Annotated in this window: 18 protein-coding genes and 1 pseudogene; 3 read left to right on the top strand and 16 right to left on the bottom strand. The window is 71.2% G+C overall.

The features are described 5' to 3' along the window. Nucleotide 1: 1 nt before the first annotated feature. A complete protein-coding gene (locus F6X51_RS13900) occupies nt 2–1,669 on the bottom strand; it encodes an alpha-amylase family glycosyl hydrolase (protein ID WP_150964252.1) in 1,668 nt (555 codons plus the stop codon). Between the two features lie 346 nt (nt 1,670–2,015). On the opposite strand from F6X51_RS13900, the gene F6X51_RS13905 reads away from it, so the two are divergent. After that, nucleotides 2,016–4,517: a glycogen/starch/alpha-glucan phosphorylase gene (locus tag F6X51_RS13905; RefSeq protein WP_150964291.1), complete on the top strand. Its 2,502-nt coding sequence runs from the start codon at nt 2,016–2,018 to the stop codon at nt 4,515–4,517. Between the two features lie 408 nt (nt 4,518–4,925). Here the strand turns inward: F6X51_RS13905 and F6X51_RS13910 are convergent, their stop codons facing one another. Beyond that, the gene (locus F6X51_RS13910; RefSeq protein WP_150964253.1) at nt 4,926–5,870 is read right to left on the bottom strand and encodes a ferredoxin reductase domain-containing protein; all 945 of its coding nucleotides are present in this window, start codon (nt 5,868–5,870) and stop codon (nt 4,926–4,928) included. Nucleotides 5,871–5,904: 34 nt separating this feature from the next. Then, a complete protein-coding gene (locus tag F6X51_RS13915) occupies nt 5,905–6,252 on the bottom strand; it encodes a hypothetical protein (protein WP_150964254.1) in 348 nt (115 codons plus the stop codon). Between the two features lie 336 nt (nt 6,253–6,588). Here F6X51_RS13915 and F6X51_RS13920 point away from each other — a divergent pair, with 336 nt between their 5' ends. Beyond that, nucleotides 6,589–7,023, top strand: a complete 435-nt coding sequence (locus F6X51_RS13920) for a response regulator (protein ID WP_150964255.1) — start codon at nt 6,589–6,591, stop codon at nt 7,021–7,023. Here the strand turns inward: F6X51_RS13920 and F6X51_RS13925 are convergent. From F6X51_RS13925 to coxB, 12 genes and pseudogenes are all read right to left on the bottom strand, one after another. Continuing rightward, nucleotides 6,951–9,836: an EAL domain-containing protein gene (locus F6X51_RS13925; RefSeq protein ID WP_150964256.1), complete on the bottom strand. Its 2,886-nt coding sequence runs from the start codon at nt 9,834–9,836 to the stop codon at nt 6,951–6,953. The two genes, F6X51_RS13920 and F6X51_RS13925, sit on opposite strands and share 73 nt — an antisense overlap. Nucleotides 9,837–10,023: 187 nt before the next feature. Next, the gene (locus F6X51_RS13930) at nt 10,024–11,319 is read right to left on the bottom strand and encodes a M16 family metallopeptidase (RefSeq protein WP_150964257.1); all 1,296 of its coding nucleotides are present in this window, start codon (nt 11,317–11,319) and stop codon (nt 10,024–10,026) included. A 3-nt stretch (nt 11,320–11,322) separates the two neighbouring features. Then, nucleotides 11,323–12,735, bottom strand: coding sequence for a threonine synthase (gene thrC / locus F6X51_RS13935; protein WP_150964258.1), 1,413 nt, complete (start codon nt 12,733–12,735; stop codon nt 11,323–11,325). A gap of 60 nt (nt 12,736–12,795) precedes the next feature. After that, nucleotides 12,796–13,212, bottom strand: coding sequence for a DUF4864 domain-containing protein (locus F6X51_RS13940; RefSeq protein WP_150964259.1), 417 nt, complete (start codon nt 13,210–13,212; stop codon nt 12,796–12,798). Between the two features lie 71 nt (nt 13,213–13,283). Further along, nucleotides 13,284–14,078, bottom strand: a complete 795-nt coding sequence (locus tag F6X51_RS13945) for an SURF1 family protein (RefSeq protein WP_150964261.1) — start codon at nt 14,076–14,078, stop codon at nt 13,284–13,286. Beyond that, nucleotides 14,075–14,442, bottom strand: a pseudogene (locus F6X51_RS13950) (DUF983 domain-containing protein). Before F6X51_RS13950 ends, F6X51_RS13945 begins: the two are co-directional and overlap by 4 nt. Before the next feature lie 142 nt (nt 14,443–14,584). After that, entirely contained in the window at nt 14,585–15,442 is an 858-nt protein-coding gene (locus tag F6X51_RS13955; RefSeq protein WP_150964262.1) for a cytochrome c oxidase subunit 3, read from the bottom strand. A gap of 139 nt (nt 15,443–15,581) precedes the next feature. After that, nucleotides 15,582–16,199, bottom strand: coding sequence for a cytochrome c oxidase assembly protein (locus F6X51_RS13960; RefSeq protein ID WP_150964263.1), 618 nt, complete (start codon nt 16,197–16,199; stop codon nt 15,582–15,584). Nucleotides 16,200–16,205: 6 nt separating this feature from the next. Beyond that, nucleotides 16,206–16,370, bottom strand: coding sequence for a DUF485 domain-containing protein (locus F6X51_RS27925; protein ID WP_191970121.1), 165 nt, complete (start codon nt 16,368–16,370; stop codon nt 16,206–16,208). 5 nt (nt 16,371–16,375) lie between these two features. Beyond that, the gene (locus F6X51_RS13965) at nt 16,376–17,338 is read right to left on the bottom strand and encodes a heme o synthase (protein ID WP_150964264.1); all 963 of its coding nucleotides are present in this window, start codon (nt 17,336–17,338) and stop codon (nt 16,376–16,378) included. 211 nt (nt 17,339–17,549) lie between these two features. Then, entirely contained in the window at nt 17,550–19,178 is a 1,629-nt protein-coding gene (ctaD, locus tag F6X51_RS13970) for a cytochrome c oxidase subunit I (RefSeq protein WP_150964266.1), read from the bottom strand. An 88-nt stretch (nt 19,179–19,266) separates the two neighbouring features. Continuing rightward, on the bottom strand, nt 19,267–20,103 hold the full coding sequence (gene coxB / locus F6X51_RS13975; RefSeq protein ID WP_150964268.1) for a cytochrome c oxidase subunit II: 837 nt from the start codon (nt 20,101–20,103) through the stop codon (nt 19,267–19,269). Between the two features lie 330 nt (nt 20,104–20,433). Here coxB and fdhD point away from each other — a divergent pair, with 330 nt between their 5' ends. Next, the gene (gene fdhD, locus F6X51_RS13980; RefSeq protein WP_150964269.1) at nt 20,434–21,306 is read left to right on the top strand and encodes a formate dehydrogenase accessory sulfurtransferase FdhD; all 873 of its coding nucleotides are present in this window, start codon (nt 20,434–20,436) and stop codon (nt 21,304–21,306) included. Between the two features lie 61 nt (nt 21,307–21,367). Here fdhD and F6X51_RS13985 read toward each other — a convergent pair whose 3' ends face one another. Next, nucleotides 21,368–22,528 (bottom strand): hypothetical protein, encoded by a 1,161-nt coding sequence (locus F6X51_RS13985; protein ID WP_246696793.1) that lies wholly within the window; start codon nt 22,526–22,528, stop codon nt 21,368–21,370. Between the last annotated feature and the right edge of the window lie 46 nt (nt 22,529–22,574).

Raw genomic sequence — 22,574 nt, forward strand, 5'->3', positions numbered from 1 at the left:
ATCAGGTTTGGAGCAGGATCAGCCCTTCGGCCCCCGCCACCGGGATCTGGCCCGCGGCCCGCTCGCCGGTCCGGCCGGCCGCGCTCGAGAGCAGCACCGTCCAGGCGCTGCCCTCGGGCAGGGCGAGCGCCTGCGGCGCGTTTCCGAAATTGAGGATGACCCGGATCCGGGTGCCCTCGTGGGTCCGCTCGTAGGCGAAGATCGCCTCGGGCCCGGTCGGGACGGTGCGGTAGCCGCCTATCGCGAGCGCAGCATGCTCACGGCGCAGGCCGAGCAGGCGCCGGTAGAGCGTCAGGATCGAGTCCGGCACGTCGCACAGCGCGTCGACGTTGCGGGCCGCGGCGTCGGCCGAGAGGGGGAGCCAGGACTCCACCGTCGAGAACCCCGCGAAGGGGCCGGGCTCCCACTGCATCGGTGTGCGCTCGGGATCGCGGCCGTGGCCGGGCTCGTTGCGCTCCCAGGGGTCCTGCACACGCTCGGGCGGGATCACGACGTGGTCGAGGCCGATCTCGTCGCCGTAATACAGGGTCGGGGTGCCCCGCAGCGTGAGCAGCAGCATCGCGGCGATGCGCGCCTGCGCAGCGCCGATCCGGGCGGCGATGCGGGGCTGGTCGTGGTTGCCCAGCACCCAGTTCGGCCAGCCGCCCGGGGGCAGGGCCGCCTCGTAGTTCTCGACGAGCTCCGCCACCGCGTCGGCGCGCCAGGGGGTCTGGATCAGCTGGAAGTTGAAGGGCAGGTCGGCCGCGTCGAGATCCGCCCCGTAATAGGCCACGAGCCGCTCGATCGGCAGGTAGATCTCGCCGATCAGGACCCGGTCGTCGTACGCGTCGAGCACGCGGCGCATCTGCGCGATGACCGCGAGCACCTCCGGCCGGTCGGCCGAGTAGACCTGCGTGAAGCGGTTGATCTCGGGGAGATGGGGCTGGAAGTCCGGGTTCTCCGGATTGTCGCGGAAGCCCTCGTCCTTGATCAGGTGCCAGATCACGTCGACGCGGAATCCGTCGACGCCGCGGTCGAGCCAGAAGCGCAGCACGTCGTGCATCGCGGCCCGCACGGCGGGGTTGCGCCAGTTCAGGTCCGGCTGCTCGGGCAGGAAGGCGTGGTAATAGTACTGGCCGGTGGCCTCGTCGCGGGTCCAGGCCGGCCCGCCGAAATTGCTGAGCCAGTTGTTCGGCGGCCCCCCGTCCCGGGCCGGGTCGCGCCAGATGTACCAGTCCCGGCGCGGGTTCTCGCGGGAGGACCGGCTCTCGCGGAACCAGGGATGGGCGATCGAGCTGTGGTTTGGCACGAAGTCGAGGATGACCTTGAGCTTGTGCCGGTGGGCCTCGGCCACGAGCTCGTCGAAATCCGCGAGGGTGCCGAAGAGCGGATCGATGCCGCAGTAATCGGCCACGTCGTAGCCGAAATCCGCCATGGGCGAGGGGTAGATCGGCGAGATCCAGACCGCGTCGACCCCGAGCCAGGCGAGGTAGTCGAGGCGGCGGGTGATGCCCTTGAGGTCGCCGACGCCGTCCCCGTCCGTGTCCTGGAACGAGCGCGGATAGACCTGGTAGACGGTGCCGCGCTTCCACCAGACGGTCCGGTCGGGGACCGCGCGGGAGGCCGAGCCGCTCAGGGCGGTCGGGCGGGCGGCGTCCGCGGCGCTGTCCTCGCCAGCAACATCGGCCATGCGTCACTCCTCGCCCGCATGCGCCGGCCCGGGCGGCGCCCGCGGGAGGTTGCCCTGTTCAGTTTATCTTCAAGGGTCTCGGGTCAAATTCAGGCCGGGTTTGGGTGCGACGATGCGGGATGTGTCCGGGACGACACAGGGACCGGGCACAGCGCTTGCACGCTTCGATGCAGACGCAGCCGACGTCTCGACAAGACCGCCGCTTGGACACACGATACCCGATTCCGGGTCCCGGGACGGATCTCCGCCGACAGAAGCGGAGCAGGATCCGGGTGACCGTTGGCGCTTCGGCGGCGAAGATGGGGGTTTGCACGTGCTGAACGAGATTCTGGAAGCCGCCGGGAAGATGAGCCACAAGCCGAGCAGCGGTCATCGGCGCCGCCAGGACGCCAAGGCGAAGGAGAGCTGGAGCGCGCCGGCCCGGGCCTCCACCGGCGACGCCGTGGCGGACCTGCGCGAGGCGATCCTCGGCAAGCTCGCCTTCGTGGTCGGCAAGACCCCCGCGTCCGCCCGCGAGCGCGACTGGTTCGCCGCCACCGCCCTCGCCCTGCGCGACCGGATCGTGGAGGCCTGCATGGCGGGCGACCAGGCGATCCCGAACAAGCGGGTCTACTATCTCTCCCTCGAGTTCCTGATCGGCCGGCTCCTGTCCGACGCCATGAACAATCTCGGGCTCGTCGAGACCACGCGCGCGGCCCTGCGCGACCTCGGCGTCGAGCTCGGCACGGTCGAGGGCGCCGAGCCGGACGCGGCCCTCGGCAATGGCGGCCTCGGGCGCCTCGCCGCCTGCTTCATGGAGAGCATGGCGAGCCTGTCGATCCCGGCGATCGGCTACGGCATCCGCTACGATCACGGCCTGTTCCGGCAATCCCTCGACGACGGCTGGCAGCGCGAGGCGCCCGAGACCTGGCTTTCCGAGGGCAACCCCTGGGAATTCGTGCGGCCCGAGGCGACCTACGCCATCGGCTTCGGCGGCAGCGTCACCATGTCGGCCGTGTCGGAGGGCGTCATCCGGCGCCACTGGCAGCCGGCCGAGACCGTGCTGGCGGTGGCCCACGACGTGCCCGTCGTCGGCTGGCGCGGGCGCCACGTGAACACCCTGCGCCTGTGGAAGGCCGAGGCCGAGGCGCCGATCGAGCTGGCCCAGTTCAACGGCGGCGACCATGTCGGCGCGGTCTCGGGCCGGGCGCGCGCCGAGGCGATCTCGCGGGTGCTCTACCCGAGCGATTCCTCCACCGCCGGCCAGGAATTGCGCCTGCGCCAGGAATACTTCTTCACCTCCGCCTCGCTGCAGGACCTGATCCGCCGCCACGTGGCGGAGCGGGGCGACGTGCGCTCGCTGCACGACCACGCGGCGATCCAGCTCAACGACACCCATCCGGCCATCGCGGTGCCGGAGCTGATGCGCCTCCTGCTCGAGGAGCACCAGCTGACCTGGGAGGACGCCTGGCACGTCACCACCAACACCCTGAACTACACCAACCACACCCTCCTGCCCGAGGCGCTGGAGACCTGGCCGGTCGAGCTGATGGAGCGGCTGCTGCCGCGCCACATGCAGATCATCTACCTGATCAACTGGATGCATCTCGAGGAGCAGGGCAAGCACGGCCGGCACGACGCCGCCCACCTCGCCACGGTCTCGCTCATCGACGAGAGCCACGGGCGCCGCGTCCGCATGGGCCACCTCGCCTTCCACGGGGCGCGCCGCGTCAACGGCGTCTCGGCGCTCCACACCGACCTGATGCGCTCGACGGTGTTCAAGGACCTGCACGCCCTCGACCCCGACAAGATCGTCAACAAGACGAACGGCATCACCTTCCGGCGCTGGCTGCACAACGCCAATCCCGAGCTGACGCGCCTCGCCGTCGAGGCGGTGGGCGAGCGGGTGCTCGACGAGCCCGAGGCCCTGCGCGGGCTCGAGGCCTTCGCGGAGGACACCGCCTTCGTGAAGCGCTACGCCGCGATGCGGCGCGCCCGCAAGGAGGCCCTCGCGGAGATCGTGGCCGACCGCACGGGCATCGACATCGACCCGTCGGCCCTGTTCGACGTTCAGATCAAGCGCATCCACGAATACAAGCGCCAGCTCCTCAACGTGATCGAGACGGTGGCGCTCTATCAGGCCATCAAGGCCGAGCCGCACAAGGACTGGACGCCGCGGGTCAAGATCTTCGGCGGCAAGGCGGCGCCGAGCTACGCCCAGGCCAAGCTCATCATCAAGCTCGCCTGCGACGTGGCCAAGGCCGTCAACGACGATCCCGAGGTCGCCGGCCGCCTCAAGGTGGTGTTCCTGCCGAATTACTCGGTGAGCCTCGCCGAGGCGATCATCCCGGCCGCCGACCTGTCGGAGCAGATCTCGACCGCCGGCATGGAGGCCTCGGGCACCGGCAACATGAAGTTCGCCCTCAACGGCGCGCTCACGGTCGGCACCCTCGACGGCGCCAATATCGAGATCCGCGAGCATGTCGGCCCCGAGAACATCTTCATCTTCGGCCTCGACGCGGCCGGGGTGCAGGCCCGGATGGCCGAGCCGAGCTTCGCGCGCGACGCGATCCTGGCCTCGCCGCGCCTCGCCGCTGCCCTCGACATGATCGCCTCGGGCCGGTTCTCGCCGGAGGAGCCGAACCGGTTCCGGCCGCTGACCGACGACCTGCGCCACCGCGACCAGTACCTCCTCACCGTCGACTTCGAGGATTACTGGCGGGCGCAGCGCGAGATCGACGCGGCCTGGACGCATCCGGCGGCGTGGTGGCGCAGGGCGATCCTCAACACCGCCCGCATGGCCTGGTTCTCCTCCGACCGCTCGATGCGGGAATACGCGCAGGAGATCTGGCGGGTGCGGGTCGCCTGAGCGGCCGACCCGGCGGCCCCGCCCCCGCGGGGCCGCGACGCAGGCGGCGCCTCGGCGAAGGGCCTGCTTCCGGGGGTTCAGGCTGCATGCGAGCCCGAGAAGCAGGCCGGCGGGCCGGCGCGCCGTCTTGATCAGCTTGGCGATGGCCGGATCGCCGCAGGCTGCGCGGTATTCGGAGGCATAGACCGAGCCATCGGTCACGCCTTGTGCGGGGCTTCAGGACCGTCGCGCGCATCGTACCGATCAAGACCTGAGGATCTCCGACGAGCACCGCATGCAATCGGCCGCAGAGCGACCGTTATGCGTATTCGTCTCCCCAGCGAGCCTCGAAAGCCGGCACGGACGTGCCGCATGCGGTCGATCGAGATCGGGGTCCGGACCGAGGACGGTCCGGAGGGGAATCGACGCTCAGGGGTCGAGGAAGGGAACCGCGTAGCAGCGCGCCCCGGCGGCGGCGGCCAGGACCTCGACGGCACCGACCGCCGAGGCGCAGCCGGCCACGTGCACCACGTCGGTGGTGCGCAGCGGCGGCAGGTGGGCGGTGAGGGGGCCCGGACGCACGTCGGGCGGGCGCTGGCGGCTGCGGTCGGCCACGAGGGTGATCCGGCCGATTCCGGTGGCGCGCAGCCAGTCGAGGGCCGGGCGCATGTAGAGGTCGAGGGGATCGCGGGTGCCGACGAGCACCGCCATGTCGCGGGCGGGCTCGATGTAGCGGGCGGCCCGGGCGATCGACCAGATCGGCGCGAAGCCGGTTCCGGCCGAGACCAGCAGGAGGCGGCCGCCGCCGGGCCGGTAATGCGCCCGCCCGACCGGGCCCCTCACCTTCACGGGGGCGCCGAGCCGGACCGCCGCCCCGAGCGCGGCGGCGAGGCCCGGCGCCTCCGGATCGTTGGTCAGGTGGAACACAAGCTCGTTCAGCTCCGCCGACCCGTCGACCCGGAGCGTCGGGCTGAGGGTGAGGGCGGGGAAGCCCGGCAGCGTCAGGACCACCTGGTGACCGGGCTCGAGCGGCAGGCGGCGCGTGACCGTGACGACGAGCTCGGTCACGTGCGGGGCGAGCTGGCGGATGTCCGTCACCGTCCCGGTGCGCTTCACGGCGGCGGCCGGGCGCATCTCGGGCAGGCTGACGGGGGGCTGCGGGCGCGGCAGCGGCAGCTTGACGGATTCGGCGCGGTGGCTGCGCGCCTGCGCCCGGCGCGCGGCGGGGCCGGCGGCCTGGCCGAGGAGGCCGGCGCCGTGCAGCCCCGGCGTCGGTGCGATCATGCCTTCGGCAAGGGCGGCCTCGAGCGGCGTGTCGCCGGTGGAGATGCGCACGGACTTGCCGTTGACGACGAGTGAGCAGCGGGCGCTCATGGCCGTCTCCCGGGATTGGAGCGGAGGATGCCGGTCAGCGCGGCGCGAGCAGCAGGCGGTCGACGAGGCTAGACCAGCGGTCGCGCACGGCGCGGGCCTCCGGGGTCAGCGGCTCGGCCTCCGCGACGCTGCGGACCTGGGCCCGCAGATGCGCGCTCTCCTGGCGCTCCGCCTGCAGCACGGCCTTCATCACCAGCATCTCGCCGCGCAGGCGGGCGAGGTCGGCATTCTCGGCCTCGCCCTCGTCCTCGTCGGGCTCGGCCTCGTAGACCGGCGCCGGGGCGCTCGGGCGGGTGACATCGATCCGGATCGGACGGGCGATCAGCCGACGCACGACATCCGAACCACCCCCATCACGAACCCGCCGCGCCGACTCGGCCATCACGCCTCTCCTCGACGGTCATGAACCGTGCCGAGAGGCACAACCGGACCGCGCACAGATCCTTGCAGGCGTATGGTTAAGGGAGGTTTAAATGCCGGCTCCCGGAACCTCTTCGGATCGCCGGCCGGGTTCCCGGAGCGAACGCGAATTTCATTGTCCCGGCGCGCCCCGGCGGCGGGGCCCCGCGAGTTGACGCGCCCCGGCGGCGGCCGCATCCTGATCCGCCGGCACCCCTCGCGCGGCGCGGTGCCAGCCGGGTCGACCCGGCCCCGCCCCGACACGTGCCGCGGACGCGGCGTCCTCCGCCGCGCATGCACCCGTGCCTCGGAGGGACCGATGTTGAGCGGTCGGCGCATCCTCATCGTCGAGGACGAGAGCCTCATCGCCATGGAGCTGATGGACATCGTGGAGGACGCGAACGGGCGCGTCGTCGGACCGGCGCGCAGCAACCGCGACGCGATCCGGCTGATCGAGGGCGCCCCCATCGACGCGGCCCTCCTCGACCTCAACCTCGCGGACGGCGAAGCCACCCCGACGGCCGAGCGGCTCAAGGCGGCGGGCGTGCCGATCCTCGTCTGCACCGCCGGCGTGCTGCCCCGCGCCATGCGGCTGATGTGGCCGGACCTGCCGGTCCAGCGCAAGCCCGTGGATCCGCGCGGCCTCGCGGCGGCGCTGGCGGCCCTGTTCGAGCCTGCGGCTCAGGCGGCTTCCGGCGCCGCGCCGACGAGCTGGCGGGCCTGCAGCATCGACATGGGCTCGCCGAACGCGTAGCCCTGCGCGTACTCGCAGCCGAGCTCCGCCAGGGCCTGCGCATCGGCCTCCGATTCGGCGCCCTCCGCCACGATGGCGAGGCCGAGCTCGTGCGCCATCCGGACGATCGAGCGCAGGATCGCGGTCTTGCCCGTCGCGATCTGGCGCACGAAGGACTGGTCGATCTTGATCGTGTCGAAGGGGAAGCGCTGCAGGTAGGACAGGGCCGAGTAGCCCGTCCCGAAATCGTCGAGGGACAGCCCGGCGCCGAGGTCGTGGATGCGGGTCAGCATCTGGGCGGCATATTCGGGGTTCTCCATCACGAGGCTCTCGGTGAGCTCGAGCTTGAGCGAGCCCGGCAGCACGCCCGAGCGCGCCAGCACCGTCTTCACGTCGTGCAGGAGGTCGTGGCGCAGGAGCTGGCGCGAGGAGACGTTGACCGAGGCGAAGATCGGCGGCTCGACGTCGAGGGAGCGCTGCCAGGCCGCGAGCTCGAGCGCCGTGCGCTCGAGGGCGAAGATCCCGAGATTGACGATGAAGCCGCATTCCTCGGCGATCGGGATGAAGGTCGAGGGCGGGATGCGCCCGAGCTTCGGATGGTCCCAGCGCAGCAGCGCCTCGAAGCCCGCCACCGTGCGGTCCTCGAGGCGGACGATCGGCTGGAACAGGACCTTGATCTCGTTGCGTTCGAGCGAGCGGCGAAGGTCGCTCTCCAGCATCAGCTTGTCGGAGCGCTCGTTGCGCATGTTGGCGCGGAACACCTCGATCCGGTCGCCGCCGCCGCGCTTGGCCTGGATCATGGCGAGCTCGGCCGCCTTGAACACCTCGTCGCGCTTCAGCGCAGCCCCGGTCTCGTAGAGGGCGAGGCCGATCGAGACCGTGAGGAAGATCTCCCGGTCCGCGTAGGTGATCGGCGTCGCGATGGCGCGGCGGATCATCTCCGCGAAGGCGAGGATGCGGTCGGGATCGCGCTCGGAGACGAGGATCACCGCGAACTCGTCGCCGGCCACGCGCGCCAGGGTGTCCTGCGGGCGCAGGAGGCGGCCGAGGCGGCGCGACAGGGTGAGGAGGATCGAGTCGCCGGCCGAGAGCCCGATCGCGTCGTTGATGCCCTTGAACCGGTCGATGTCGAGGACGATCACGGTGGGCTTCAGCCGGGCGTCCTGGCTCGCGAAGGCGATGGCCGCATCGAGGCGGTCGCCGAACAGCTCGCGGTTCGGCAGGCCCGTCAGGCTGTCGTGCACGGCGTCGTGCAGGAGCCTCTCCTCGGCGGTCTTCACCTCGGTGACGTCCGCGATGGTGCCGACGATGCGGATGACCTCGCCGTCCGAGCCGATCACCGGCCGGGCCTTGAGGCGGTACCAGTAATAGGGGCCGGAGGCGGAGCGGAGGCGGAAATCGTGGACGATGCGCCCGCGCCGCTCCTCGATCACCGTGTCGAGGGCGGCCGAGTAGCGCTCGACGTCGAAGGGATGGAGCAGACCGAGCCAGTTGGCGGCCGGGCCCTCGAGGGCGCCGCGCTTCAGGCCGAGCTGGCCCTCGATCTCCTGGCCGGCGAAGACCCGGTCGCCGGGCACGTCCCAGTCGAACACCACGTCGCCCGCCCCCGTCAGCGCCAGCGCCCGGCGCTCGGTGTCCGACACGAGGGCATGGGTGAGGCCGCCGCCCGCGAAGGCGTGCTGCATCACCGTGAACCCGATCAGCATGACGATGAGGACGAGGCCGCCGATGAGCGCCGGCTGCACGAGGTCCGAGCCGATCTGGCCCGTGATGGCGAAGCCCGCCGCCACCACCCAGACCAGCAGCAGCGCCCAGGTCGGCACCAGCAGGATGGCGCGGTCGTAGCCGTTATGGGCCGCGAGATAGACGATGAGGAGCAGGCCGACGCCCGCCACCGCGGCGATCGAGATGCGGGCGACGCCCGCCGCCACGGGCGGATCGAACACCGCGAGGCCGACGAGGCCCGCCAGGAACGCCAGCCAGAAGAAGGCGACGTGGCTGTAGCGCACGTGCCAGCGCGACAGGTTCAGGTAGGCGAACAGGAAGACCAGGAGGGTCGCGCCGAGGATCGCCTCCGCGGAGGCCCGGTAGACCCGCTCGGCCACCTCGGTGACGGGGAAGACCCGCTGCAGGAAGCCGAAATCGATGCAGGCATAGGCCAGCACCGACCAGGCCAGCGCCGCCGCCGCCGGGAAGATGATCGCGCCCTTGACCACGAAGATGATCGTCAGGAACAGGGCGAGGAGCCCTGCGATGCCGATGATGATGCCCTTGTAGAGAGTCAGGCCGGTCGATTTCTTGCGGTAGGCCTCCTGGTCCCAGAGGTAGACCTGGGGGACGTTGGGGCCGCGCAGCTCCGCCACGAAGGTGACGGTCGTGCCGGGATCCAGGGTGATGACGAACTGGTCGGCCTCCGGGTTCTCGTCGCGCTCGGGCCGGATGCCCTGGCTCGCCGTGATGGCGGCGATGCGCGAGCCGCCGAGGTCGGGCCAGACCACGCCGGAGCCGACGAGGCGGAAATGCGGGGCGACGAGGAGCCGGTCGATCTGCTCGTCGGTGTCGTTCGTCAGCGCGAACACCATCCAGTCCGGGCGCGCGCCGGCATCGCGGGCCTTCACCACGATGCGGCGGACGATGCCGTCCTTGCCCGGCGCCGTCGAGATCTGGATCAGGTCCCCGTCCGAGCGGTAGCGCTCGATCATCGGGGTCAGGTCGACCACGGGCGCGTCGAGGGTGACGCGCACGGCCTCCACCGCCCCCGCGGGCGCGCCGCTGCACAGCGTGCCGATCAGGGCCGTGAAGAGGGCGGCGAGGACGGTGGCGAGGATGCGCAACGGGTGTGGGTTCCGGCCGGGCGGCGACGAGGGCGGCTCAGGTTCCGGGCTCTGGTAGAGGCGGGCCCGTCGGCGGACAAGGCGCGGTGCCCGTGCCGCAGGGGGACACCCACCGCTTCCTGCCGTGACCTGCGGATTTTCGATCGCGCGCCTTTGCGGCCAAAACAAGCCGGGCCGGCGCCCCCGCTCAGGCGGCACGCAGCTGCGCGGCGATCCGGTCGAGGCTCGGGAGCTTGCGGATCGGCCCGATCGCCGCGAGGGTCGGGGCTCCGGTCAGCAGCGTCCGCCCGGCCGCGCGCACGTCCTCGACCGTGACGGCGTCGACCTTGGCGATCACCTCCGCGGAGGGGATGACGCGGCCCCAGGCCATGAGCTGGCGGGCGTTGCGCTCGATCCGGCCGCCGGGGGTCTCGAGGGCCGAGAGCAGGGCGACCTTGAGCTGCGCCTTGGCGCGGGCGATCTCGACCGTGTCGACGTCCTCGACGGCCTTGACCGTCGCCGCGAGGGTGACGTCGACGAGTTCGGGCAGGTCGGTCCCCGAGGTGCCGGCGCCGATGCCGAACAGGCCGCAATCCGAGAAGGGCCAGTGGAAGGCCTGGATCTCGTAGGCGAGGCCGCGGGTCTCGCGCACCTCGTGCCAGAGCCGGGAGGTCAGCCCGCCGCCCAGCACCTGCGCGAAGATGTGGAGGGCGTAGTAGCCGTCGTCCCGGAAGGAGAGGCCGGGCAGGCCGATGACGAGGTTCGCCTGTTCGAGCTTGCGCTGCAGGCGCCGCTCGCCCCCCCCGTAGGCGCCGGGCACGGCCGCGGGCGCCGCCGCCGGCCGGATGCCGCCGAAATGCCGCTCGGCCGCCGCTACGATCGCCTCGTGCTCGACGGCGCCGGCGGCGGCCAGCACCATCCGGTCCGGCGTGTACTCGCGGGCGATGTAGGCCTCGATCCCGGCGCGGTCGAAGCTCTGGATCGTCTCGGGACGCCCGAGGATCGGACGGCCGATCGGCTGCTCCGGGAAGGCGGCCTCCGTGAAGGCGTCGTAGACCACGTCGTCCGGGGTGTCCTCGACGGCGGCGTATTCCTGCAGGATCACGCCCTTCTCGCGGGCGAGCTCGCCGGCGTCGAAGGTGGAGCGGGTCAGGATGTCGCCGATCACGTCGAGGGCGATGCCCGCATCCTCGCCGAGGACGCGGGCGGTGTAGCTCGTGCTCTCGACGCTGGTCGCGGCGTTGATCTCGCCGCCGACATTCTCGATGTCCTCGGCGATGCGCCGGGCCGAGCGCGTCGCCGTGCCCTTGAACGCCATGTGCTCGATGAGGTGGCTGAGGCCGCTCTCGTCGGCGCGCTCGTGGCGGGAGCCCGCCCCGACATAGACCCCGAGGGTCGCGGTGGCGACGCCGGGCATCGCCTCGGTGGCGACCGTGAGGCCGTTCTCGAGGCGCGTGATCCTGAGGTCCGGCGAGGCGCCGTGGGTGTCGAAGTGCCGGTTCATGCCTCAGGCGCCCCGGGTGATGCGGGCGCGCTCGCGGATGAAGCCCTCCACCGCGGCTTGGTCGTTCGGCACCCGGGAGACGCGCTCCTCGCGCTCCATCAGGTCGGCGAGGTGCGGGGGCAGGGCGGGGCGGTGGCCTCCCGTCGCCGTGGCGACCGCGTCGGGAAACTTGGCGGGATGGGCGGTGGCGAGCGCCACCACCGGCGTCGCCGGGTCCTTCCTCAGGAGGTGCCGGCCGGCCCGTACCCCGATGGCGCTGTGGGGATCGAGCACGATGCCGGTCGCCGCGTGGGTGCGGGTAATCTCGTCCATCACGTCGGGCTCGGGGACGGCGGCGGCGTCGAACTCGGACCGCACGCTCTCCAGCACGCCGGGCTCGAGGGTGAAGCCGCCCGATTGCCTGAGCCCGGCCATGAGGCGGCCGAGGGCGGAGGAATCGCGGCCCAGCGCCTCGAACAGCAGGCGCTCGAAATTCGAGGAGATCTGGATGTCCATCGAGGGCGAGGTGGTCGGCTGCACGCCGCGCAGCTCGTAGGCGCCGTGCTCCAGGGTGCGGGCCAGGATGTCGTTGGCGTTGGTGCCGATCATCAGCCGCCCGATCGGCAGCCCCATGCGCTTGGCGACCCAGCCGGCCAGGATGTCGCCGAAATTGCCGGTCGGCACCGCGAAGGAGACGGGGCGGTGCGGGCTGCCGAGGGCGACCGCGCTGGTGAAGTAGTAGACCGATTGGGCCGCGACGCGGGCCCAGTTGATCGAGTTGACGCCCGAGAGCCGCACCGAATCGGCGAAGTCCGCGTGCTGGAACAGGGCTTTGACGATATTCTGGCAATCGTCGAAGGTGCCGTCGATGGCGATGGCGTGGACGTTCCCGGCGCCCACCGTCGTCATCTGGCGACGCTGCACCTCCGAGACCCGCCCGTGCGGGAACAGGATGAAGACGTCGACCTGATCGAGGCCCCGGAAGGCCTCGACCGCGGCGCTGCCGGTGTCGCCCGACGTCGCGCCCACGATGGTGGCGCGGGCGCCCCGGGCCCGCAGCACGTGGTCCATCAGCCGCCCGAGGAGCTGCATCGCCACGTCCTTGAAGGCGAGCGTCGGGCCGTGGAAGAGCTCGAGCAGGAACAGGTTGTCGTCGAGCTGCGTCAGCGGGCAGACCGCCGGGTGCCGGAAGGTGGCGTAGGAGGCTTCGATCATCGCGTCGAGGTCCGCATCCGCGATCTCGCCGTCGATGAGCGGGCGCAGGACGCGCTTCGCCGCGTCGGCGTAGCGCTTGCCGGCGAGCCCCGCGATCGCCTCAGGCGCGATCCGGGGCCAGCTCTCGGGGACGTAGAGGCCGCCGTCGCGGGCGAGCCCGGCCAGGAGGGCGTCGGAGAACGAGAGCGGCGCGGCGGCGCCGCGGGTCGAGACGTGCAGCAAAGGGGCCTCCGGGGAAGGCGCCCCCTCTACACGATGCAAGGGCGCCTGTCGAAGCCGGTGTCACAGGCTGGTGCCGGGGGATTTCGAGAGGCGGCACCCCGTGATCCGCCAGCTGCCGTCGGCCTGCCGCTCGAGGCTGTAGGCGGCGCTCCAGTCGACCCCGTAGGCGTCCTGGATGGCGACGTCCTGCGACAGGCCGTTCTCGGCGGTCTCGCGCGCCTCGCCGAACACGAAGCTGCGGTGACGGTAGATCGGCGTGTAGTTGCTGCGCACCATGCCGATGAAGACGTCGGGGGTCGGGAACAGGGCCTGGATCGAGGGCGCCGCCAGCGCGAAGGCGCTCTCGGCGTCGTCGCGCCCGAGGGCCTCGACCTGCCGGGTGATGGCGGCCCGGGCGGCTTCCCGGGCCGGGTCGTCGAGGGCCCGTGCCGGAAGGGCCCAGGCGACGAGGGCCAGGAGGGCGAGGACGGCGCGCATCGGGCATCAGCTCCGCGGACGTGACCTCGGAAGTGTAAGGCGCGGCCGGCCGGCGGCAAGCGCACGGCGCCTCAACGCCGCGCCGCCTCCCTGGCTCCCTCCGGATCCGCCGGCCCCGGCGCCGCCTCGTGGAGGCGGCGCCAGGCGAAGACCGAGAACACGCCGATCAGGCAGGCGGCGATGCCGAACCACGTGAAGGCGTACTGCATGTGGTTGTTCGGCAAATCGACCCGGAGCTGGCCGCCGCGGGGCCAGGCCTGCGAGCCCGTCTCGGCATCCGCCTCGACGAAGTAGGGCGCCACCTCGCCGAGGCCCCGCGCGGCCGCGATGCCCGCGAGGTCGCGGTTGAACCACTCGCCGCGGGCCGGGTCGGGGGCGGGCACGAACAGGGTGCGGGCCTCGCTCGCGCGCAGGATGCCGGTGACGGTGGCCGGGCCCTCGACGAGGCCGGCCCTGCGGTCCTCCGGCCGCTTCAGCTCGGTCGGGGTGAAGCCGCGGTTGACCAGGACGAGGCCGCCCCCGTCCCGCCTGAGGGGCGTGATGACGTAGTAGCCCTGGAGCGCCCGACCCGGCGTCTCGCCGGCCGCGAGGCCGTGAACCAGGGTCTCCTGGTCGTTGAGGTAGGTGCCGGCGACGCGCACGTGCCGGAACTCGTCGCGGGCGGGGTCCCAGGCCTCGGGGGCGGGGAGGGGCTCCGGTGCGGCCTTGGAGCGGGCGACGATCCGGGCGATCAGGGCCTCCTTCTCGCCCTTGCGCGCGAGCTGCCAGGTCCCGAGGCCGAGGAGGATCGCCAGCGCCACCAGGGCGGCGAGGCCGGGCGCCAGGAGATCGCGCCAGGCCCCTGCACGGATCGTCGTCGTGGTCACGTCTCGCAGCGTCCTTCCTCGGCCCTGTTGGCGAATGGCAGGGCGATGAGCAGCCCCTTCGGCGGCCGGACCAGGAGCAGGCCGAGCCCGATCGAGCGGGAACCCGCCACGCGGTGAACCCGCATGGGAGGCTCGTAGGCGATCTCGAGCCAGAGGGCGAGGCCCGCCACCACGAGGCCGACGATCGACATCACGAGGAAGGCCGGCCCGTCCGCCGAGGCGAAGCCCGAATCGTCGCGGCCGCAGGCCTCGCAAGCGGGCTGAGGCTGAGGAAGCCCGCGAACCGATGCACGTCCCCGCAGCGGGGGCAGCGCCCGCTCGGGCCCGTCGGGATGGGGGCGGGCAAGGTCCGGATCCGGTTCACGCGTGTCGCTCCGGGCACGGGTCCAGGCCGGGGCCCGGGCCGCCACGAAAAAGGGCGGCTCGCGCCGCCCCTCCCGGGCTTCCAGGGCCCTGATCCCGTCCCCGCGCCCTCGCAGCGCGCGGCGGTCGTCGATGGCAAGCCGTCAGTGCGCGCCGTGGCCGGCGCCCGAGCCCCAGACGTAGATCGCGGCGAACAGGAACAGCCAGACCACGTCGACGAAGTGCCAGTACCAGGCGGCGAACTCGAAGCCGAGATGCTGCTGGGGCGTGAACTGGCCCGCATAGGCGCGGAACAGGCAGACCGCCAGGAAGATGGTGCCGATGATGACATGGGCGCCGTGGAAGCCCGTCGCCATGAAGAAGGTCGACGAGTAGATGCTGCCCGAGAAGCCGAAGGCGGCGTGGTGGTACTCGTAGGCCTGGCAGGCGGTGAACAGGACGCCGAGGATGATCGTCAGCCAGAGGCCGTACTTGAGGCCCTTGCGGTCGCCGTGCAGCAGGGCGTGGTGCGCCCAGGTGATGGTGGTGCCCGAGGTGAGCAGGATCAGGGTGTTGAGGAGCGGCAGGTGCCAGGGGTCGAAGGCCTCGATGCCCTTCGGCGGCCAGGTGCCGCCGGTGAAGTCCACGCGCGTCGCCTGGATCGGGTCGGCGGTGTAGAGGGCGGCCTCGAAATAGGCCCAGAACCACGCGACGAAGAACATCACCTCGGAGGCGATGAACATCATCATGCCGTAGCGGTGGTGCAGCTGCACGACGCGGGTGTGGTCGCCCGAATTCGCCTCGTGGACGACGTCCTTCCACCACGAGAACATGGTGTAGAGCACGCCGAGGGTGCCGGCGCCGAAGATGTAGGGACCGACCGCGAGGTTGCCGATCGACAGGCTCTTCATCCAGAAGACGGCGCCGAAGGCCATCAGGAAGCCCGAGAAGGCCCCGATCAGGGGCCACGGGCTCGGGCTGAGAATGTGGAAGTCGTGATTCTTGGCGTGCGCCTCAGCCATCTGAACGTCTCTCCTCGACCCCCGGCCCTTCGCCGCACCCGGCACCGGCCCTGATTTCTTGTGACCCCGAAGGCCGGACGCGCCGAACCCTCAAGCTTGAACCCATTATGTGCGCGCGGGTGGCTTGTCACGCGCGCGCTCAGAAATTCGACTTCTTGCCCGTATCGCCCGTTGTCGCAACCGCCGCGGCGGCGGGCTGGCCGTTCTTCGAGGCGAAGTAGGTGTAGGACAGGGTCATCTCGCTGAGGTGACTGGTGTTCGAATCGGCCCGCACCGCGGGGTCGATGTAGAACACCACCGGGAAGTCCATGGCCTCGCCGGGCTGCAGCGTCTGCTCCTTGAAGCAGAAGCACTCGACCTTGACGAAGTAGCCGCCCATCAGGCCGGGCTGCACGTTGAAGGTCGCGATGCCGGTGGAGGGCGTGGTGCCGGTGTTTCTCACCCGGAAGAACACCGTCGTGGTCTCCCCGAGATTGGCCGCGACCCTCGGGCTCTCCGCCCGGAACTTCCAGGGCAGGGTCGAGGCGACGTTGGTGTCGAAATGTACCACCATGCTGTCGCCGGTCCGGGCGGCCGCGGCCGAGGGGGCGGCCCCCTGCAGCGGCGTGCCGTCGTAGCCCGTGGCCTTGCAGAAGGCGTCGTAGAGCGGCACCGACGCGAAGGCGAGCCCGGTCATGCCGACGACGAGTCCGGCGCAGGCCAGGGCCGTGCGGTTGGCGGTCCGGTTCGGGTTCGGGGGCGTCTTGCGATCGGTCATGGATCTCTAGAGCGGCCGGTTGAGGACCTGGGGCCCGAGCTTCGCGATGGTGAGCACGAAGAACAGGACCACCATGGCGCCGAGGGCGAGGGCGATGGCGATGGAGCGCTTGCGGCGGCGCTGCTCCTCCTCCGGGCTCAGGGGACGATAGGCGATCTTGGGGTCCTGCATGATGCTCAGACGATGACGGGCCGGAACAGGCCGAGGCCCTGCTCGGCGAGGAGCGCCGAGAAGAGCAGGAACAGGTAGAGGATCGAGAAGGCGAACATGCCCATGGCGGCGCGCTTCTCGGGCTCGCCCTCGCGGTTGCGGAACACCTGGATGCTGAAGGCCAGCATGCCGAGCCCCCCGAGGGTGCCGATGACGGCGTAGAGCAGGCCGCCGAAGCCGAGGGCCACCGGGGCGAGGCCGAGGGGGCCGAGCAGCAGGGTGTAGTAGACGATCTGGCGGCGGGTCGATTGCGGGCCGGCCACGTTCGGCATCATCGGGATCCCGGCCTTCGCGTACTCGCCGGCCTTGACCAGCGCCAGCGCCCAGAAATGCGGCGGCGTCCAGATGAAGATGATCAGGAACAGCACGATCGACTCGATGCCGACGCTGCCCGAGACGACCGCCTGGCCGATGACCGGGGGGAGGGCGCCGGCGGCACCGCCGATCACGATGTTCTGCGGCGTCGCCCGCTTCAGCCACATCGAGTAGATCACGGCGTAGAACACGATGGTGAAGGCCAGGAGGCCCGCCGCGAGCCAGTTCGCGGCGAGGCCGAGGACCAGCACCGAGCCGACCGAGAGGGTCAGGCCGAAGGCGAGCGCCTCGTTCGGCTGGATGCGCCCGTCCGGGATCGGCCGCTTCGCCGTCCGCGTCATCACCGCGTCGATATCGGCATCCCACCACATGTTGAGGCAGCCGGAGGCGCCGGCGCCGACCGCGATCATCAGGAGCGAGATCGCCGCGATCGTCGGCTGCACGTGGCCGTGCGACACCACCATGCCCACGAGGGCGGTGAAGATCACCAGCACCATCACGCGCGGCTTCAGCAGCGCGAAGTAATCCGGCACGTCGCCGCCGACCGCGGCGGGAGCGGGTGCGAAGCGCGTCGCCTCGGCGCCGGCGGTGAGGCTGTTCGACAGGCTCGTCATGAGGACCACAACCGTGTTTGGCTGACCGGACCCGCCGGCCGTCGCCGATCGCACCGGCGAATGAGAAAATTTCCAAGTGGCCGGGCGCGCCGGGCCGCGGCGAGGGCGTCGTGCCGGCTCGCCCGTGAGCCGGATCGCCCTTTCCGGGTCCCTCGCGCGGCGAGGAGCCTGGAAAGGGCGAGGACCGCCGGGGCGGTCCTCGCGAAGCTGGTCAGTGGCGGCCCGGCTCGTCGACGATGCGGGGCAGCGTCTCGAACTGGTGGAAGGGCGGCGGCGAGGACAGGGTCCACTCGAGGGTGGTGGCACCCTCGCCCCACGGATTGTCGGCCGCGCGGACCTTCGAGCGGAAGGCCAGGATCACGCCGATCACGAACACGATCATGCCGAGGGCGAAGATGTGGCCGCCCCAGGTCGCGACCCTGTGCCAGGGCGCGAAGGCGTCCGGATAGTCGGCGTAGCGGCGGGGCATGCCGGCGAGGCCGAGGAAGTGCATCGGGAAGAACAGGACGTTCGCGCCGATGAAGGCCAGCCAGAAGTGCAGCTTGCCGGCCCATTCCGGGATGACGTGGCCGGTCATCTTCGGGAACCAGTAGTAGACGCCCGCGAAGATGATGAACACGGCGCCGAGCGAGAGCACGTAGTGGAAGTGCGCCACGACGTAATAGGTGTCGTGCAAGTACTTATCGACCGCCGAGTTCGCCAGCACGACGCCGGTGACGCCGCCGACCGTGAACAGGAAGATGAAGCCGACCGCCCAGTGCATGGCGGCCGTGAAGCGGATCGAGCCGCCCCACATCGTGGCGATCCACGAGAAGATCTTCACGCCCGTGGGCACCGCGATCACCATCGTGGCGAAGACGAAGTAGGATTGCGTCTGCAGGCTGAGGCCGACCGTGTACATGTGGTGCGCCCACACGACGAAGCCGACGACGCCGATCGCGACCATCGCGTAGGCCATCGCGAGGTAGCCGAAGACGGGCTTCTTCGAGAAGGTCGCGATGATGTGCGAGACGATGCCGAAGGCCGGCAGGATCATCACGTATACTTCCGGATGGCCGAAGAACCAGAACAGGTGCTGGTAGAGGATCGGGTCGCCACCGCCGGCCGGGTCGAAGAACGTCGTGCCGAAGTTGCGGTCGGTGAGCAGCATCGTGATCGCGCCGGCGAGAACCGGGAGCGACAGGAGCAGCAGGAAGGCGGTGACCAGCTCGGCCCAGGCGAAGAGCGGCATCTTGTGCAGCGTCATGCCGGGCGCGCGCATGTTGAGGATCGTCGTGATGAAGTTGATCGCGCCGAGGATCGAGCCCGCGCCCGCGAGGTGCAGGGCGAAGATCGCGAAGTCGACGGCCGGGCCGGGATGGCCGGCGGTCGAGAGCGGCGGGTAGACGGTCCAGCCCGTGCCGGCACCCGAGGCTCCCGGCGCGCCCTCCACGAAGAGCGAGCAGAGCAGGCTGCAGAAGCCCGCGACGGTGAGCCAGAACGAGATGTTGTTCATGCGCGGGAACGCCATGTCCGGCGCACCGATCATGAGCGGCACGAACCAGTTGCCGAAGCCGCCGATGAGCGCCGGCATCACCATGAAGAACACCATGATGAGGCCGTGGCCGGTCACGAACACGTTGTAGGTGGCCGGGTTCGAGAAGTACTGCAGCCCGGGCTCTTCCATCTCCATGCGGATGCCGAAGGAGAGGAACGCGCCGACGATGCCCGCGCAGAAGGCGAACAGCAGGTAGAGCGTGCCGATGTCCTTGTGGTTCGTGGAGAGGAACCAGCGGGCGAAGAAGGAGGGCTTGTGATCGTCGTGGGCGTCGTGCCCGGCGTGTGCTGCGGCGGTAGCCATCGATGCTGACCTTGCTCGGGTTTCTCGTGATCTCTCGATTGGGGTGGCGGACGGGGCCACCGTCGGCGCCCCCGGTCCTGCCGCGCCGCTAGCGGGCGTCGGCGAATTTCGACCCGTCGTCGATGCGGGCGTACTTGGTCTTCGCCTCGGTCAGCCACTGGGCGTAGGCCTCGTCGCTCACGACCCGGACCGTGATCGGCATGTAGGCGTGGCGCTGGCCGCAGAGCTCGGAGCACTGGCCGTGATAGGTGCCCTCACGGTCGGCCTTGAACCAGAACTGGTTGAGGCGGCCCGGGACGGCGTCGATCTTGAAGCCGAAGGAGGGCATCGCCCAGGAATGCAGCACGTCGGCGGCGGTGACCTGGATCTTCACGATCTTGTTCACCGGCACCACCATGTCGTTGTCGGTGCCAAGGAGACGGGGCTGCTTGTCCTCGTCGAGGTTGGCGTCGAAGGCGAAGCCGCCGCCCTGGTCGGCCGGGTACTCGTAGGACCAGTACCAGGCGTGGCCGATCACCTTCACGAGCACGTCGGCCTTGGGATCCGAGAGCTGCGTGCGCAGGAGGCGGAAGGACGGGATCGCGACCGCCACGAGGATCAGCACCGGAACGATCGTCCAGGCCACCTCGATCAGGGTGTTGTGGGTCGTCCGAGACGGCGTCGGGTTCGCCTTCTCGCTGAAGCGGTAGACGCAGTAGAGGATCAGGCCGAGGACGAAGACCGAGATCGCCAGCGAGAGCCAGTGCAGGCCGACCTCGAAGGAGAGGATGTCCCGGGCGTTCTCGGTGACCGGGACCTGGCGGTCCATCTGCCACGGCTCGGGCTGGCCGATGCCCGCCGCGAAGGCCGAGGAAGACGAGACGAGGAAGGCGCCGAGCGCGGCGAGCCCCCACGATGACCGATGTTGCGTCTGCGCCGTCCGCATGTGCCTCTCGTGGCTCCCCTTGAAGACCTTGTGGTCGACCGCTCGCGCCATTGATTCTGTCGAGACCGGCGCGATGTGGTTGTGACGTGTGTGAACCCCGGCCGAGCAAAAACCCGCCTGGATCCGATCGCGGTGTCAGACCACAAGGAAGTTCAAGGTGCAACCGCAACAGCGTCGCATCATGCGCTTTCTTGCAGAGCGCGAAAAAACTTCCCGTGCCGCAGGACGGCCCGCGCCGGGGGCGCCGGAACCCGTGCGGACTGTTATCATGCGAGGGCGCGCCGGGGCCGGTCCCGGCCGGACTTCGAGCGAGCCGCGGGCCAGCAACCGATGCAACAGACCAGGACGAGCGCGACGGAGACGGCCGCATCCGAGCCCGCATCCGAGGACGGGGCGCCCCGGACCGCCCTCTCGGTCGCGACCGAGGTCATCGCCTACGACGCGGCCGATCCGCGGGCGGGAGAGCGCGCCCTCGCGGTCGAGATGCCGGTCAACCTCGTCTACGGCAGCGTGCCCTACGCGGTGATGATGACGACGCCCGCCGACCTCGAGGATTTCGCCTACGGCTTCAGCCTGACGGAGGGCATCGTGGCGACGGCGGACGAGATCCGCTCGGCCCGGGTCGAGGACGGGGAGGGGGGCCTGCGGCTCCTCGTCGACCTCGTGCCGGGACGCCTGCGCGAGCACCTCGCCCGCAAGCGTGCGATCAGCGGTCGCACCGGCTGCGGCGTCTGCGGCATCGACGACCTCGCGGCCCTGCCGATGGCCGAGCCGCGCCGGGCCGAGGGCACCCGGGTGGCGATGGCGGCGATCAGCCGGGCGCTCGCGGCGCTCGGCGACGCGCAGCGGCTGAACCACGAGACGCGGGCGGTCCACGCCGCCGCCTGGGCCCGCCTCGACGGCTCCCTCGTGGCGGTGCGCGAGGATGTCGGGCGCCACAACGCCCTCGACAAGCTGATCGGCGCCCTGATCCGGGCCGGGACCGACCCGGCCGAGGGGTTCCTGGTGATCACGAGCCGCTGCTCGTTCGAGATGGTCGAGAAGGCCGCCCATTTCGGCGCGGCGGTGCTGGTCGCGATCTCGGCGCCGACCTCCCTCGCCCTCGACCGGGCCCGGCTTCACGGCATGACGCTCTGCGCCATCGCCCGCTCGGACAACCTGACGGTCTTCGCCGGCGCCGAGCGCCTTATTTTGGGCGCGTGAGCTCTCGGCGCGTAAGCTCTCGGCGCGTGAGCCCGGAGGCCCGACGCTTCCGGGCGGCCGCCTAGTCGGCGGCGGCGCCCGCCTCTCCGCCGCCCGGCACGATGGTGGCGCCGCCGATCACCCGGACGTTGCGCTTGTCCTCGGCCGGCGGATCCTTCCAGGCCTTCTCGGCGGGCTTGACCTCGAGGGGCTTGACCTCCGGAGCCTTGGCCTCGGCGGCCTTCTCGACGTCCCTGGTCTCGGGAGCGGCCGATTGCGGCGGCTTCGGCTCGGCCGGGGGCGGCTGCACCGAGGCGGGGGTCTGGGCTGGCACCGGCGCGGCCTTCGGCGGCTCGATCGCCGCGACCGGCGTCTCGGGCTTCGGCTGAGGCTGCGCGGCCTCCTTGGCAACATCCTTGGCGGCATCCTTGCCGATATCCTGGGCCGGATCCCGGGCGGCATTCTGCTGCTTGCCCGGTTCCTGGCCCTGCTCCTTGCTCGGCTCCTTGCTCGGTTCCTTGGCCTCGGCGGGCCCGAGCTTCGGCGCCGGCGCCTCGGGCGCCGTCCGGGCATGGCCGGGCTTGGCCTCGCCGGCCTTCGGGGGCGCGAGGCGGCTCAGCTTGCGCGGAGCCTCGGCCCGGCCCCGGGCATCCGGATTCACCCCCAGGGGATTGGCATCGGCGGGCGCCGGTCGCCCGGCGATGGCGGGCCGGACCGGCTCCGCGCGGCCGTAGAGCTCCGGCCGCGGCGGAAGCGCGCGGCCCGCCGGGTTCGGGATTTCGGCGGGCGGCAGCAGGCGCTCGCCCTGACGGTCGATCTGCCGCTCGGCCTGGCGCAGCGGGCGCCGGGGCTCGGCGTCCTCCTCGGTCCAGCCGAAGCCCGGCATCGGCCGGGCCACCCGGGCGGGCGCGTAGACGTCGGCCCCGAGGCGCTCGCGGCCGACGATCGCGCCGTCATGGGCATCGACGAAGAGGCGCAGGCGGGCGCCGTTCGGGCCGAAGGCCTCGACCACGTAGCCGCGCCCGTCGAAGCGCGGGCGGCTGAGGCCGCTGAAGCCGCGCTCGCTCAGGCGCCAGGCCACCGCCCGCGGCGACAGGATCTCGTCCTCGAAGACGTACTGGGCCTGCGCCGCCCCGCCGACGGCGAGGATAAGGGCCGCCGCCGCGAGGCCGGGCCGGAGCGCGCGCGCGATCATCGTGGCGGCCATCGGGAGCTTGCGGAAGAGCGTGCGGCTCGCATCCATAGGGCGTCGTCCCACTGGGTTGAGGGCGGTCCCGAGCGGCCGCGAG

Origin of the sequence: Methylobacterium planeticum (assembly GCF_008806345.1) — a bacterium.
Taxonomy (GTDB): Bacteria; Pseudomonadota; Alphaproteobacteria; order Rhizobiales; family Beijerinckiaceae; genus Methylobacterium; species Methylobacterium planeticum.

Bases quoted from the DNA above. Each gene is read 5' to 3' on its own strand.
- F6X51_RS13900 (WP_150964252.1), bottom strand. From the start codon at position 1,669: ATGGCCGATGTTGCTGGCGAGGACAGCGCCGCGGACGCCGCCCGCCCG.
- ctaD (WP_150964266.1), bottom strand. From the start codon at position 19,178: ATGGCTACCGCCGCAGCACACGCCGGGCACGACGCCCACGACGATCAC.
- coxB (WP_150964268.1), bottom strand. From the start codon at position 20,103: ATGCGGACGGCGCAGACGCAACATCGGTCATCGTGGGGGCTCGCCGCG.
- F6X51_RS13910 (WP_150964253.1), bottom strand. From the start codon at position 5,870: ATGAGCGCCCGCTGCTCACTCGTCGTCAACGGCAAGTCCGTGCGCATC.
- F6X51_RS13930 (WP_150964257.1), bottom strand. From the start codon at position 11,319: ATGAACCGGCACTTCGACACCCACGGCGCCTCGCCGGACCTCAGGATC.
- F6X51_RS27925 (WP_191970121.1), bottom strand. From the start codon at position 16,370: ATGCAGGACCCCAAGATCGCCTATCGTCCCCTGAGCCCGGAGGAGGAG.
- F6X51_RS13915 (WP_150964254.1), bottom strand. From the start codon at position 6,252: ATGGCCGAGTCGGCGCGGCGGGTTCGTGATGGGGGTGGTTCGGATGTC.
- F6X51_RS13940 (WP_150964259.1), bottom strand. From the start codon at position 13,212: ATGCGCGCCGTCCTCGCCCTCCTGGCCCTCGTCGCCTGGGCCCTTCCG.
- F6X51_RS13955 (WP_150964262.1), bottom strand. From the start codon at position 15,442: ATGGCTGAGGCGCACGCCAAGAATCACGACTTCCACATTCTCAGCCCG.
- F6X51_RS13905 (WP_150964291.1), top strand. From the start codon at position 2,016: ATGAGCCACAAGCCGAGCAGCGGTCATCGGCGCCGCCAGGACGCCAAG.
- fdhD (WP_150964269.1), top strand. From the start codon at position 20,434: ATGCAACAGACCAGGACGAGCGCGACGGAGACGGCCGCATCCGAGCCC.
- F6X51_RS13965 (WP_150964264.1), bottom strand. From the start codon at position 17,338: ATGACGAGCCTGTCGAACAGCCTCACCGCCGGCGCCGAGGCGACGCGC.
- F6X51_RS13985 (WP_246696793.1), bottom strand. From the start codon at position 22,528: ATGGATGCGAGCCGCACGCTCTTCCGCAAGCTCCCGATGGCCGCCACG.
- F6X51_RS13920 (WP_150964255.1), top strand. From the start codon at position 6,589: ATGTTGAGCGGTCGGCGCATCCTCATCGTCGAGGACGAGAGCCTCATC.
- F6X51_RS13960 (WP_150964263.1), bottom strand. From the start codon at position 16,199: ATGACCGATCGCAAGACGCCCCCGAACCCGAACCGGACCGCCAACCGC.